The 14621-nt window shown below is 37.4% G+C and carries 10 protein-coding genes; 6 read left to right on the top strand and 4 right to left on the bottom strand.

Annotated elements, in window-relative coordinates; genetic code table 11:
• The first annotated feature begins 81 nt into the window (after positions 1-81).
• Positions 82-1608, top strand: a complete 1527-nt coding sequence (gene purH / locus ACFSKV_RS11100; protein ID WP_380802566.1) for a bifunctional phosphoribosylaminoimidazolecarboxamide formyltransferase/IMP cyclohydrolase — start codon at positions 82-84, stop codon at positions 1606-1608.
• A 107-nt stretch (positions 1609-1715) separates the two neighbouring features.
• Here the strand turns inward: purH and ACFSKV_RS11105 are convergent, their stop codons facing one another.
• Positions 1716-1928, bottom strand: coding sequence for a hypothetical protein (locus ACFSKV_RS11105; RefSeq protein WP_380802567.1), 213 nt, complete (start codon positions 1926-1928; stop codon positions 1716-1718).
• A gap of 495 nt (positions 1929-2423) precedes the next feature.
• Between ACFSKV_RS11105 and cysS the strand changes: the two genes are divergently transcribed.
• The 5 genes from cysS to ACFSKV_RS11130 are packed head-to-tail and all read left to right on the top strand — an operon-like array spanning position 2424 to position 8190.
• Complete coding sequence (cysS, locus tag ACFSKV_RS11110; RefSeq protein WP_380802570.1) at positions 2424-3917, top strand: cysteine--tRNA ligase; 1494 nt, start codon at positions 2424-2426, stop codon at positions 3915-3917.
• Positions 3907-4887: a M28 family peptidase gene (locus ACFSKV_RS11115; protein WP_380802572.1), complete on the top strand. Its 981-nt coding sequence runs from the start codon at positions 3907-3909 to the stop codon at positions 4885-4887. Before cysS ends, ACFSKV_RS11115 begins: the two co-directional genes overlap by 11 nt.
• Before the next feature lie 29 nt (positions 4888-4916).
• The gene (locus ACFSKV_RS11120) at positions 4917-5954 is read left to right on the top strand and encodes a LacI family DNA-binding transcriptional regulator (protein ID WP_380802578.1); all 1038 of its coding nucleotides are present in this window, start codon (positions 4917-4919) and stop codon (positions 5952-5954) included.
• Between the two features lie 17 nt (positions 5955-5971).
• Positions 5972-7039, top strand: coding sequence for an aldose epimerase family protein (locus ACFSKV_RS11125; RefSeq protein ID WP_380802585.1), 1068 nt, complete (start codon positions 5972-5974; stop codon positions 7037-7039).
• On the top strand, positions 7036-8190 hold the full coding sequence (locus ACFSKV_RS11130) for a galactokinase (RefSeq protein WP_380802588.1): 1155 nt from the start codon (positions 7036-7038) through the stop codon (positions 8188-8190). Before ACFSKV_RS11125 ends, ACFSKV_RS11130 begins: the two co-directional genes overlap by 4 nt.
• Before the next feature lie 47 nt (positions 8191-8237).
• Here the strand turns inward: ACFSKV_RS11130 and ACFSKV_RS11135 are convergent, their stop codons facing one another.
• The 3 genes from ACFSKV_RS11135 to ACFSKV_RS11145 all read right to left on the bottom strand — a co-directional run bounded on the left by ACFSKV_RS11135 (position 8238) and on the right by ACFSKV_RS11145 (position 14517).
• Positions 8238-9596 (bottom strand): glycoside hydrolase family 140 protein, encoded by a 1359-nt coding sequence (locus tag ACFSKV_RS11135; RefSeq protein ID WP_380802591.1) that lies wholly within the window; start codon positions 9594-9596, stop codon positions 8238-8240.
• Between the two features lie 42 nt (positions 9597-9638).
• Positions 9639-10844 carry an MFS transporter gene (locus ACFSKV_RS11140; protein WP_380802593.1) on the bottom strand — a complete coding sequence of 402 codons (1206 nt, stop codon included), beginning with the start codon at positions 10842-10844 and terminating at the stop codon, positions 9639-9641.
• Between the two features lie 172 nt (positions 10845-11016).
• On the bottom strand, positions 11017-14517 hold the full coding sequence (locus tag ACFSKV_RS11145; RefSeq protein WP_380802596.1) for a hypothetical protein: 3501 nt from the start codon (positions 14515-14517) through the stop codon (positions 11017-11019).
• Between the last annotated feature and the right edge of the window lie 104 nt (positions 14518-14621).

Genomic DNA, 14621 nt, shown 5'->3' on the forward strand with positions numbered 1-14621 from the left:
GAAAAATTATTCACCAAAATATAGCCACAAAGTCCCGTCCAATTCCTTTGTGTCTTAGCGCCTTTGTGGTCATCAAAAATCATGGCTACCAAAAAGATCCAATCTGCTTTAATTTCAGTCTATTACAAAGACAACCTTGAACCTATCATTTCCCTCTTGAAGGAACATGGTGTTAAAATCTATTCAACCGGAGGAACTCAGAGTTTTATTGAATCACAGGGTGCAGAAGTAATTCCTGTCGAAAAACTAACCGGATATCCTTCTATCTTTGGAGGTAGGGTAAAAACCCTTCATCCCAAAATTTTTGGAGGCATTCTTCACAGAAGAGACAACAAAGACGATGTGTCTCAAGCTGCGGAGTATGACATTCCTGCCATTGATCTGGTGATCGTGGATCTTTATCCATTTGAAGAAACCGTAGCCTCCGGCGCATCTGAGGCAGATATCATAGAGAAAATCGATATTGGAGGTATTTCCCTGATCAGGGCTGCTGCCAAAAACTTCAAAGATGTCGTCATCATTGCATCTAAAGCCCAATATGGAGAATTAGAGCAAAGATTGGGAAATCAAGATGGTACAACTACTCTTGAGGACAGAAGATATTTTGCAGCACAGGCTTTCCAGGTATCTTCCAATTATGATACCCATATTTTCAATTATTTCAACCAAACTGAAGGTATTCCTGCCCTAAAAATTTCCGAAAACAGATCCAAATCACTTCGTTATGGAGAAAATCCTCATCAATCTTCACATTTTTATGGGGATTTGAGCGAAATGTTTGATCAGCTAAACGGTAAAGAGCTTTCTTACAATAATCTTGTGGATATTGATGCTGCGGTAGCTCTGATTGCTGAATTTAATGGCGAAACAGCTTTTGCTATTCTTAAACATACCAATGCCTGTGGCTGTGCAACAGCTTCTACAGTAAAAGAAGCCTACAAAAAAGCTTTTGAAGCCGACACTACCTCTGCTTTTGGAGGAGTTTTGGTCACCAACCAGAATTTAGATTTGGCTGCTGCAGAAGAAATGAACAGCCTGTTTTTTGAAGTGCTCATTGCTCCTTCCTATGATGAAGATGCTTTGGAACTATTGAAAAGCAAGAAAAACAGGATTTTATTACTTCAAAAAATCGATGTTCCTGGCACCAAAAAGATCAAAACCTTGCTCAATGGCATCATCGAGCAGGACAAGGATCTCAAAACAGAAACCAAGGTTGATTTCAAAATTGTAACCAAAGTAGTGCCTACTGAAGCGGAAAAAGAGGCCTTGGTATTTGCAGCAAAAGTTTGCAAACACACTAAATCCAATACTATTGTATTGAGCAACAGTAATCAGTTGTTTGCCTCAGGTGTAGGGCAGACTTCCAGGGTTGATGCTCTGAGACAAGCAATCGAAAAAGCCAGATCATTTGGATTTGATCTAAAGGGTGCAGTGATGGCATCTGATGCCTTTTTCCCATTCCCGGATTGTGTGGAAATCGCTCATGAAGCAGGCATCACAGCGGTTGTACAACCTGGAGGTTCAATTAAAGATCAAGACTCTATCGATTTCTGTGACGCCCATGGCATGAGCATGGTAATGACCGGTGTAAGACACTTCAAGCACTAAGAGTTTCAAACCGGAATATATTCAAGTTACCCAAAAAAGGTAGATGATAAAAAGCCCCTCATTTGACAAAAAATGAGAGGCTTTTTTTTCATTACGGAACATCTTCCTCAATTGCCAACGGGTTCCATTTGGGAATTGGTGACTTCAATGGGGGTTTCGAAGTGTGCTGAAATCCCCCGGAACTTGGTATACCAACCTCCGCCAATATTATTGCTTACCGAGGAACGGTCTATCCGGATATTCCCTGTTTTATTATTGCTCACAAAGAAAATTCCGGAACCATAAGCATTGACTTTGTTTTCCTCCACTTTGGTTCCCAATAAGGTCTATGTCATAGTATTGCCGTCATTATATATGGCACCACCACTGCCCCCACCAGGTGTCCCTGCTTGGGCAGGATTTCCACCATTTCCCAAAGCTTCATTATGTGAGATAAGAAAATTAAAAAAGTAACAGTCAAAACAAGTTTAATAATATTCTTAAAATGAGATTGAATAAACCCTGTCATAGGATATTTGTTTTAAAAAAACCATCAAGCCAAATGCCACAGTAATGGCCGCAAGTTGAATAACATTAAAAGAACGAAAAAGAATTAACGTAAGTATATTGGAAATAAAATAAGATATAAAGGACCCAAATGGGTTTAAAAAGAATGAATCAGAAATTCAATAATCTAATACCCTCACAATTTTTTTATTTACCGAATTCAATCTGCTATTTTGCAGTTTGGATTATGGAAATACCTAGGACCTGATTTTTGAGCTTTTAGTTCAAAAGTTACCTGGTTTTCCCTATGTACTCTGTACTCAACTATAATGAAACAACACCAACTCAAAATCTACAATACTCTTTCGAGAAAGAAAGAAAATTTTGAACCTATCAACCCACCTTTTATCGGAATGTATGTTTGTGGGCCAACGGTTTATGGTGATGCCCATTTAGGACATGCCAGACCTGCCATTACTTTTGATACTGTCAATAGGTATCTCACCCATTTAGGGTATAAAGTAAGATATGTCCGTAATATTACAGATGTGGGACATTTACAGGGAGATTCTGATGAGGGGGAGGATAAAATAGCTAAAAAAGCCAAATTGGAGCAGTTAGAGCCCATGGAAGTAGCCCAACAATATACTGACACTTATCATCGGGATATGGAAGCCCTCAACACAATCAAACCAAGTATCGAGCCAAGAGCAACTGGCCATATTCCTGAACAAATTGCTTTGGTCCAAGCTATATTGGATGAAGGTTTGGCCTATATTGTCAATGGTTCAGTCTATTTTGATGTACTCAAATACAATGAAATAGAACGGTACGGGAAACTATCAGGTAGGGTATTGGAAGAATTGATGAGTGGAAGTAGGGATTTGGATGGACAAGGTGAGAAAAAAAATCCTGTTGATTTTGCGCTTTGGAAAAATGCTGCACCTGAGCACTTAATGAAATGGGACTCTCCTTGGGGCGTAGGTTTTCCAGGATGGCACCTAGAATGTACAGCAATGTCTTCCAAGTATTTAGGCAAGCAATTTGACATTCATGGTGGCGGGATGGATCTTATGTTTCCTCACCATGAATGTGAAATAGCACAGGGAAATGCCTGCAACCATAAGGATCCTGCCAAATATTGGATGCACAATAACATGATTACCATCAATGGTCAAAAGATGGGGAAATCCCTTGGGAATTTTATTACCCTTCAGGAGCTTTTCACAGGAAAACATCAACTCTTGGATCAGGCTTATAGTCCAATGACTATCAGATATTTTATTTTGACTGCTCATTATCGTTCCACCTTGGATTTTTCCAATGAGGCTCTGAAAGCAGCTCAAAAGGGGTATAAGAAAATAATAAATGGTCTTAAAACAGCTAAAAAATTAACATTTTCAAACGATGAGAATGTTTTTTTGGATGAGCTACAAATCAAACAAGTTGAACAGATAATTACCAATACCTACCGCGCAATGGATGATGATTTCAATACCGCACAGGCTATTGGACACCTATTCAACTTGCTGAAAAAAATCAATTCAATTTATACCGGTCAGCTCAATTGTGCACAACTGGGAGAAGAAATTTTCAAAAGAATGATACAAACCTATGTTGTATTTGTGGAAAAGATCTTAGGACTAAAAGAAGAAAAATCTGATAATCAGCAAGCCTTGCTTGAGATTTTGCTTAAACTGTACGAAGAAGCAAAAACTGCTCGGGATTATTTTAAGGTGGATGAAATTCGATTGGCTTTAAAGGAAATTGGAATTGTGGTTAAAGATATGAAGGATAAAATTGACTGGGCATATGAAGAATAGGTTATTCATTCTTTTGACCTTATTATGCTTGATTTGGTCCTGTAGTGGAGATAAAACTTCTGACACGCTGCAAGAACCAGTCGTATATAGGGATGTTCCGGAGTTCCTGGCCGATTCAGCTTATTTTTATATTCAAAAGCAAGTGGATTTTGGTCCGAGGGTTCCCAATACAGAAGGACATAAAAAAACGAAGGCATGGTTGATAGAAAAATTAAATGGTTTTGGATTGGAAGTTCAAACCCAGGATTTCCCAGCAAAAACCTATGATAACCAAACCTGGAATTTGAGTAATATTATAGCCTCTTATAATCCATCAGTAAAGAAAAGAGTGCTTTTGGCAGCCCATTGGGATACCAGAAGGATGGCAGACAAAGATACCGAAAGAATAAATGAACCTATTGATGGGGCTAATGATGGGGGCTCTGGAGTTGGTGTGTTATTGGAAGTTGCAAGAATAATTTCAATTTCAGAAATCAAACCTGAAATAGGCATAGATTTCATCTTTTTTGATGGAGAAGATGACGGGGAGCCAGAACATACCAACCTTAGAAACAATTCTCAAATTTGGTGGTGTTTGGGTTCTCAACATTGGTCCAAAAACCCGCATCTTCCTGGCTATTCCGCATTTTATGGAATACTTGTGGATTTGGTCGGCGCAAAAGGAGCAAGATTTTACAGAGAGGGTTATTCCATGAGATATGGTAAAAACATTGTTCATAAAGTATGGAATTTTGCTTCGGAATTAGGATATTCAGACTTCTTTATCAATAGAGATTCTCCCGAAATTATCGATGATCATGTATTTGTAAATAAGGATGCAGGGATTCCAATGATAAATATCGTGGAGTTCTCACCTGATTATGGGTTTGGACATTACCATCATACCCATGCTGACAATATGGATTTGATAGACAAAAGAACATTAAAAGCCGTAGGCCAAACAGTGCTATTTACAATATATCAGGAATAATATTCCTATTTAAACCTCAACTCACAACAATGAAAAAAGGCCATCAGGTTACTATGAAAGAGATTGCCAAAAAACTTGGTGTCTCTGTTTCTACTGTTTCCAGGGCATTGAAAGACTCTCCGGAACTCCATCCAGATACCAAAAAGCGTATCGTGGAAATGGCTAAGAGTATGAATTACCAATACAACTTGCTTGCACAAAGTCTAAGGATAAGCCGAAGTAAAGTATTGGGAGTTATTGTACCTGAATTGACTTCACATTTTTTCTCAAGTAATATCAGCGGAATTCAGGACACTGCTTACAAAAGAGGGTATAATATTATGATTTGCCAATCCAACGAATCTTTTGAACAGGAGAAAGCAAATATCAGGACTTTGGTATCCTCACAAGTTGATGGTTTGTTGATTTCTCTAAGTAGGGAAACCAAAAATTATGGGCATCTTCAGGAGCTTTATGACAGGGAAATTCCCTTCATCATGTTTGACAGGGTAACTGAGGAAATCCCTGTTTCTAAGGTCACAGTGGATGACGCCCATGGGGCATTTTTAGCTGTCCATCATTTATTGGAACAAGGTTGTAGAAAAATCGCTTATTTCTCTGGTCCGGAAGATTTGTACATCAGCAAGAAAAGAAAAGAGGGATATTTGGATGCATTAAGAGAGTTTGGCCTTTCTGAAAAAGACAGTCAGATTTATATTACAGATCTTACACCTGAAATGAATAGACAAATCACTTTAAAAATGCTTGAGGAAAAGGAACTTCCTGACGCAATTTTTGCTATGATTGATCCTCTAGCTGTTGATGTGATGATGGTCTTAAAGGAAAAGGGCATTAAAATACCTGAAGATATTGCACTAGTCGGTTTTACCAATAATCCAACAGCAGCTGTAGTTGAACCTTCTCTGACAACAGTGTCACAACCAGGTTATGAAATGGGGCAAATTGCAACAAATCATTTATTGGATCAGTTGGATGAAATCGTTTCAGACGACCCACAATCCTTTGTACTGCTTACCACCTTGGTTGTTCGTGATTCATCCAAAAAAACTAAAATGATCTCAGACTAACCTTCCCAAACTGACCTATGGCTCTAAAAATAACATCCAAAAAATTCGGGGTTTTACCCAGTGGAGAAGAAATTGATTTATTTACACTGTGTTTAGATAGGAAAATTGAAATATCAGTCATGAATTATGGGGCAACTTTAACCCATTTATTCATTCCTGACAGGGATGGAAATATGGAAGATGTAGTATTGGGATTCGATACATTGGAGGGCTATTTACAAAAAGATTACTTGGACAATTATTGTTATCTGGGATCAACAATAGGGAGAGTAGCAGGTAGATGTACAGATAATCAATTTATTCTTGATAATAAAACCATTCAATTACCAGCAAATCAGGGTAAAGTTCATCTTCATGGCGGAAAAGAAGGATGGGATAAAAAAATATGGGTTTCTGAACCGTTTGAGACTGAAAACTCTGTGGGAGTAACTTTTTATTATCAAAGTCAGGATGGAGAAGAAAATTATCCGGGCACAATAGAAATCTGGGTGACTTATACCTTGGATGAGACAGGGAAATTAGAAATAAATTATAAAGCTATTTCAGACAAAAAAACCATAATCAACCCTACAAATCATTCTTATTTTAACTTAAATGGGGATTTTTCCAAAGATATAGAAGGTCACATGTTTATGGTTGATGCAGATCATTTCCTCCCAATGAATGAAAATAGTCTTCCAACTGGTGAGATCATTCATGTTGCAGGTACTCCATTTGATTTTAGAAAATCTACCTTGATAAAGGAAAAAATCCAGGAGGATAATCCACAAATTAAATTGGCCGGTGGGATTGATCATTGTTTTGTTATTAATCAAGAAGAAAACTGCGCTGTTCTTTATGATCCAGTTTCAGGAAGAAAGTTAACTTTGACAACAACAGAACCAGGCATCCAGGTTTATACCAGCAACTACCTTAACAAATCATTCAAAGGAAAAGGGGGAATTGCCTATGGAAAAAGAGCGGCAATCTGTTTAGAGACGCAACATTTCCCAGACTCATGTACCCATAAAAATTTCCCTACTATAATTTTACTTCCTGCTGAAGTTTTTAATTCCAGAACCATCTTTGAATTTTCAGTAGGATGATAATAGAAGAAATTCAAAAAAAATTCATTGAGTTATTTGACGTAGATCCACTATTAGTTTATTCGCCAGGGAGGATAAACCTGATTGGAGAGCATACGGATTACAATGAAGGCTTTGTCATGCCTGCAGCAATTGATAAAAAAATGTTTGTCGGAATAGCTGCAAATGGATTTTCGCAGGCAAGGATTTATTCTTTGGATTTTCAGGAAGAATTCGCTTTTGATCTTCAGGCTTTTGGGCCTAAAAAAGGACATTGGAGTAACTATATCATGGGAGTTACCTCTCAGTTGCAACAGGCAGGTTATCAGGTGAAGGGTTTTGATATAGTTTTTGGGGGGGATATACCTGTGGGTGCAGGTTTATCTTCTTCGGCGGCATTGGAATGTGCAGTCGGCTATGCCATTAGTGAAATCTTTGATTTCAAAATTCCAAAACGGTCCTTAATTCAATATGCACAAAAAGCAGAACATGTTTTTGCTGGAGTTCAATGTGGCATTATGGATCAATTTGCTTCGGTATTGGGAAAAAAGGGTCATGTGATACGTCTAGACTGTAGGGATTTATCCTATGAATATTTTCCACTTGATTTAGGGGATTATCAAATCCTATTAGTGGATACCCAAGTAAAGCATTCTTTGGCAAATACAGCGTACAACCGTAGAAGACATGAATGTACAGAAGTAGTTTTGATGGCTCAACAAAACCAAGTTGGAGTAACATCTTTAAGGGATTTGAGGCTTAAGGATCTTGATGAAATCAAACCATACATTGACAAAGAAGTTCTGGGTAGAGGGGAATATATCATTGAAGAAAATGAAAGGGTCTTAGAAGCCTCAAAAGCATTAAAAGATGGAAATCTGGAAAAACTTGGTACCCTAATGTATGCCTCCCATGAAGGATTGAGTAATAAATATAATGTAAGCTGTCCCGAGCTCGATTTTTTAGTGGATCAGACTAAGCCTTTAGACTATGTATTAGGAAGTAGAATGATGGGAGGAGGATTTGGCGGTTGCACGATCAATATTATTGAAAAAGAGAAAATCAAAAATTTTAAAGAAAGTATTGAATCCTCATTCAATTCCCATTTTGGAAAATCTCCCAAATTTTATGAAATAAGTTTGGAGGATGGGACTGGATTGGTCAAAACCTAAACATTTAAAAACTGAATGAAAATTCATCATATTGTTAATAATACTACCTAATCCACTATCAATACCCAATCCTGACCTTTCCCACTTGAAGGCGCTTGTATGATATTTTTCCCTTTCGATAAAACTAATCCTAAATAAGGAAAAATCACCCCTGTCCTTGGATCATACCAATTGGCTTTAAATTCCGCATTGTTTAAAGCCGAAAAATCAACCTCCACGGTTTTACCTGTTGGAAAATAGATCATTGCAAAACTTCCCTCAATATCTCTAGTAGCAATAACGAAATTTTCATCATCAACTTGATTTGACACCACCATTTCAAAATCTGGAATTCTTGAAAAATAAGGTTTGGACAGCATAAGTTGCTTCAAATGCTTCATTTGGTTGGCCATAGGGAGTTCTAAAGATATTTTCCATGGCTTCAACGGTCCATTGATGGGCTGTCGGTCCAAAGTATACATCTGCCATACGGAATGGCAACCATATGTTTGCCCGGCCCCTCCTGCAAAAACATTCCAAAACATGATTCTTCTAATATCATCCGGGTTGCTATACCCAAGTTCTTTTGCGTTAAAGCAATTAGGATGCTCTTCGTATAGGGGCTCTCCATCCAAAGTGGGTTTTACAGGTGATAAATTGTAATCATGGGAAATTATTCTGTAGGTAGCTTGATTGGGGCAATGACCTGTTTGATGCATGTTGAAATCCAACCAGTCTGATTCATGAAACCATGTTGATGAGCCCCCTGGTTTATTGGGTTGGGGATGAAATGTTTTAAGAATTGGGTTACCTGGTAAGGCAGAAGCCTCAATTCCCTCTGCCATCTTCTTCCAAATTTCCATATCCTTTGAATCATTTCTAGGGTTACGATCACCTCCTAAAACCCAAATTAGGTTTTTTCTGTCTGCGTAACGTGCCCCAATCCATTGTCCATATTCATAAGCATTTTCCTCGTTGAAGATTTCCGGCCCTTCTCCCCAAGAATTCTTAAACACTTTATCGCCCCAGGTAGGCAGTAATGCTATGTGAATTTCCTTTGTCTCAGCCAATTGAATTATATAATCGACATGTTCCCAATAGCTTTCATTCATCACCAATGGGTCAATTGTATGGAAAGGTACTTCGCCATAAGAATTAGGTGAATTAATTCCATCAATTTCTGCAAGAGCTACGGCTTGTACTACATTAAAACCTTGAGCTGCCCTAGTTGTCAAATAGAAATTTGCTTCTTCTCTTGTGGTTCTATGAAACAATTCCCATGCTGTATCTGCCATCCAAAAAAAAGGACTACCGTCATGTTGGGATAAGAACCTCCTATTTTCAGAAATTTTTATCGGACCATTGATTTGACCTATTGCTCGATCAACTGAAAATAGGATGAGAATGATAAAAAGAAAATTTCTCATAAAAAGAAAAAAGCAGCCCAAAAGGGCTGCTTTTGATTTAAATTAATGCGCGGCTATAACTTCTGGAGATTTGGCATTCTTCTGCCAAAAAAAGAAAATAATGAACAAAACAATCAATATTCCTGGGAAGGCGGCCATTTTGGCTAAGGTAGCCTGTCCTGCCAGCAAATCTGTATCATACATTAATCTGGCATCATCAATCCATTTCCCTATGATTGGTTGGAAAATTGCAGTTGAGAACATCCCAACACCTCCAATTATTGACATGCCCAATGCACCGCTTAACGGCACTCTTTGTGCTACTGCACCTACCATCACCGGCCAGAAATAACATACACCTATTGCAAAGACAACAGCAGCTAAATAAGCCATTGGACCTGTAACTGTACTGAACATATAAATACCAAGAGTTGCAAAAATAGCGCCACCTAAAAGTACTCCGGTTTGGCCTAAGGATTTAACAACTGGTCCTGCAAAAAACCTCCCCACTGCCATAATACCTGTAGTCAAAGCCAAAATAAGCATTCCACTTGCCCCACTTTCGCTCATTACCACATTCACCCATTGTTGAGGACCAAATTCAGTAATAGCGGTCAATGCCATACAGAAGAAAAGGAAGATAAATACTGGAGAGAACAATGCCTTGATATTGCTAGAAATGGAGGTAACTCCTTCCACAGTTGGCTTTGGAAATGCTTTTCCAAAGAAAAGTCCTGCATAAATAACAGTAGGAACCATCAATACCCACATCTGCATTTGCCAACCCATTCCGAAATCAGTCATGAATTTGGAAATCAAACTACCAATTACAATGCCTCCTGGAAACCACATATGGAATCTGTTGAGCATTTTATTCATAGTATCTCCGGAGTACATATCAGCAATCATAGGATTACAAGCGGCTTCCGTACAACCATTGCCAAAGCCAATAAACAAGGTAGAAATCAATAAGCCTGTATAACCACCAGCATAAATTGTCAAAACTATACCCAAAGTATGAGCTACAAAAGCGATTTGCATGATGAGTTTGGGACCGATCTTATGGTAGAAAAGTCCGCCCAAAATCATGGAAATAGGAAATCCCAAAAACCACATGGAGTTAATAAATCCAAGTTGCTCCGCTGAAAGGCCAAAATTTTCACCCAATTCGGGCAATATTCCAGCCCTTATGGCAAATGTAAAAGCAGTAGTAATGAGGGCAAAACAACTGGCATTAAAGAGTGCCGATTTGTTAATGTTTTCGTTCATATTAATTGGGTTTAAAGGTTGAAGTTGACTATTAGTTTGGATGATTAATTAAATCATTCGGAAAATATAAAAAAAATATTGAATTACATTTTTGCCATTTGTAAAAATTTTAAAAAAGGCTTCTTTGACCATAAAAAATAAAAGATATTAACTGGCAGATAAGACTAAAATATCAATCTATTACCATAATACTATCAATTATATTTTTGAAGCCTTCCTCATTTTTATTTTTATACTGGATTTTCAATACGTAAGAACCAGGTGGCAGAAAATCTCCTTCGAAAGACCCGTCCCATACACAAGAAGGCTTGTTTTCACTTATTTCAGGATCATTACAGTAAAACATCAATTGGCCCCATTTATTAAATATCCACACACTCAATTCATCAACCAGGTAATTTGAATAAATCATAAAGCCCTTTTCAGGATTCGAAGGTTGGACAGCGTTCGGATAAACAAGTTGGAATTCACAATTTTCTTTGACTGTAAAAGATGTTGAATATGAGCAACCTTCTCTGCTGGTAACCTCAACAGTATAGTTACCAACAGCAGTTGGAAGTAGGGTTGGTTCTGTTGAAATCAAATCATTATTAAGATACCAAGCATACTCTTCAAATTCCCCAGGGTTAATTTCTTCTCCTGCTCCAATAAATGGACAAATGACATATTCTTCTTCTGTAACCGGTCTAATTTCATCAGTGCTCCTAATTAATAAAACAAGATCCGAACCAAGAACACAACCTATATGGTTGATAAGTTCTACTTCATAAGTTCCTTCTTGGGATACTGCAATATCCGTTTCGTTTTCAAAATCCGGTAAAATTTCCTTTTGGCCATTGATATCAATAAAATACCATTGGATTTTTTCAACATTCTCCAATTCAGCAAATAGTGAAATCACTCCAAATTCAGAATCAGGACACAGTGGAGTAGCTTCCAAAGTAGCTTCAACAACTGTAATTGGCTGAACGATAGTAAATGATTTAACAGGATCAGGACAAGGCAAACTTCCTTTAGGTCTCACTTCTAATTGGAATTCACCATAACTTGTGGGCTGGAAAAACTGATCTTCACCAACTAATTCTCCACTTGGGTCAATCCAATAAAATTCAAATTGAGCAGGATCTTCCTCGTAAATATTTGCTATATAAATAAGGTTTCCATCACAATCTTCACTGAAAAGTTCAGGTTCAAAAGAAATAGGCTGGTTTAGGTCAATTTGTATTGTTTTAATAATTCTACATAAACCAGCCTCTTCATCTACACCGCGTGCTTCAAAAATATATTCCCCATCTTGGTCAAAAGTAAAAGACTCTCCTTTTATCAATTGTGATTCTTCTCCATTTGGTGCTGTAACAGTAAAAATCAAATCCAGTTCAGTCTCAGGAACCAAATCATAAAACTGACAAATACTAAGTTGGTCCGGAATTTCAAAATCTGCTAGATTTTCGCTTTCCTCAATTTCTATTAACTTTCTTCCTATTTCACAACCAAGCTCACTAAAAAGAATTACTTCGTATGGACCTGTTTGAGTCACTTCAATTTCGCTCAACCCATTGAATTGTGGAAGTCCAATGATGGTATTCCCATCATAAAAAATCCATGCGATTGAATCGACTTCATTGAAATCAGTAGATATTGTAATTGTGGAAACTGGGTCAAATGGACAGAAAATGGTAGCGTCAAAATCGATCTCCAATTGCAAGTCCGGTCTGCGAACTTCAAATTCTTTTGGAGGAATGGGGCAAGCTTCACTGTTAATGGGTTGAACATCTAGCTTAAATACTCCAAAAGAAGTTGGAAAAAACCTTACACCAGTTGCTACAACTTCATCATTTTCATTATACCACCTGATAGTAACAGTGCTTGGGTTTGCTCCAAATAATTCTGCCACAAATTCCTTATTGCCCAAACAATCCTCAAAAACCAGAACAGGATCATAGGGAACAGGATCAGTTATATTCACAAAGAAGGTTCTTTCTCTTGGACAAAGTCCTTCCGATTCATCAATCAATGACCCTAAAATGGTATACTCACCCTGTTGGTCTAATAAAAATGTTTGATCAAAGTTTCTTTCCTCGACCGAACCATCAGGATATGTTAACCTGAATTTTAAATTTTGGCTTGTTTCAGGAATAAATTCAAAGGATTGGCAGATGTTTAAAAGGTTTGGAATTGTATATGAAACCTGGTCTACAGACCTCACTCTGATTATCCCGTCACTTACTCCTTCTTCAAACTTGTAAGTGTAAGTACAACCATTTTCATCGTATAATTCGATCATATAATTCCCTCTTGCAACAGGAATTTCAAACTCAAGCTCATTATCAACTAACCCTCTTTTATCGTCAATTATTAAACCTAGATTATTAAAAAGTTGATATTCTCCGGTAAAGGGCTGATTCAGCATTTTAACAATTATTTTCCCTTCAATAATTCCTGTTTCACTGCAGGACTCATCTATTGTTTCGATATCGAAAAAAAACTCTTCTGGATCATTTAATGAATTTATGACCCGGGTTGTCCATCTTGAACATGCTCCTAAAAATGAGGTAAACGTATAAATACCTGAACCAAGGTTGTCAAAAGTAATCAAGTCTCCAGCACTGATATTTAATCTTTCTTCCGGATTTCCTCCTGCTTTTAATAACCTTAACCTATCCAAATCAGTAAGCGCCCTTATGGTAATGGACCCATTGTCGATCCCACATCCATCAGAATCAACCACTGTTTCTATTACGTAATTACCTTGAGGGGTAACTGTCAAAGGAACACTATCTTCATCTATACAATACCTATTGTCAAAATCATTGACAACAAAAATAAAATTGTATTCCCCTTCCCCTTGTAACTGATTTGAGTTAATTGAAAAATTACTTCCCTCCCCTAAAAACACTCTTTCCCCACCATCCTTAGTGAAAAACCATTCGCCTAGTATTCCAGGTCCAGCTGTCAAATTAATACTGTTAAAGCCCTCACAGACTTCTCCCGTTGGCCTATTGGTTATCTGAGCTGTAAAGTCTGAAGGAATCCTTACGTTTGTACTTACAGAATAAGGACAAATAACTTCCCCCTGATCATTGGTAGTGAAAAAATCTGCAGTATATGATCCAGGTTGATTTACAGAAATAGTATTGCCATTACCTATAATTTGTCCATTGGCGTCCCTCCACTCTATAACAAAATCAGCAACATCCGGACTATTTGGGTCAATTAAAGTTAATTCGGTGCTCTCTCCATTACAAATCAAATAGGAGTTTTGAATCACCAAATCAACACCTGGGTTTATAGTAACACTTTTAGATGATGAAAATACCTGGTTAGTACCTCTTCTAATATTAAGCTCAACGGTATAGACCCCTACTGCTGAAAAAGTATGACTAAAAGTCTGAAAAGAACCCTCTCTTTCAACAACAATGCTACCATCTTCGGCTAAAATTCTCCAAGAAAATACATCGGTAGGCAGTCCCCCTCCAAAAAAATCACCGATTATACCCCCATAATAAAGGCAAAGCACATCCGGGCCCTCAAGTACAAACTCCCCTTCATTTTGATATTCTAAAGAGTCCTCAATTAGGTAGTTATTCCAATTTTCAAAATTTAGTCCGGCAGTAAAAATTACCGAAGTCATCGAAAACAGAACAATTAGAAAATATGAAAATAATTTTCTCACAAAATCGGCTATTTGATTTCAATATATCGAAAGTCAAACTTAAATAAAATAGTTTGAATTAAAAAATAAATCACATTATAAAAAACAATTATTTATATGTGAAA

This window comes from Shivajiella indica (genome assembly GCF_042683085.1).
GTDB lineage: Bacteria > Bacteroidota > Bacteroidia > Cytophagales > Cyclobacteriaceae > Shivajiella > Shivajiella indica.

What these genes read in the sequence shown, in the direction of transcription:
- purH (WP_380802566.1), top strand. Translation starts at nt 82, where the DNA reads ATGGCTACCAAAAAGATCCAATCTGCTTTAATTTCAGTCTATTACAAA.
- cysS (WP_380802570.1), top strand. Translation starts at nt 2,424, where the DNA reads ATGAAACAACACCAACTCAAAATCTACAATACTCTTTCGAGAAAGAAA.
- ACFSKV_RS11115 (WP_380802572.1), top strand. Translation starts at nt 3,907, where the DNA reads ATGAAGAATAGGTTATTCATTCTTTTGACCTTATTATGCTTGATTTGG.
- ACFSKV_RS11120 (WP_380802578.1), top strand. Translation starts at nt 4,917, where the DNA reads ATGAAAAAAGGCCATCAGGTTACTATGAAAGAGATTGCCAAAAAACTT.
- ACFSKV_RS11125 (WP_380802585.1), top strand. Translation starts at nt 5,972, where the DNA reads ATGGCTCTAAAAATAACATCCAAAAAATTCGGGGTTTTACCCAGTGGA.
- ACFSKV_RS11130 (WP_380802588.1), top strand. Translation starts at nt 7,036, where the DNA reads ATGATAATAGAAGAAATTCAAAAAAAATTCATTGAGTTATTTGACGTA.
- ACFSKV_RS11135 (WP_380802591.1), bottom strand. Translation starts at nt 9,596, where the DNA reads ATGAGAAATTTTCTTTTTATCATTCTCATCCTATTTTCAGTTGATCGA.
- ACFSKV_RS11140 (WP_380802593.1), bottom strand. Translation starts at nt 10,844, where the DNA reads ATGAACGAAAACATTAACAAATCGGCACTCTTTAATGCCAGTTGTTTT.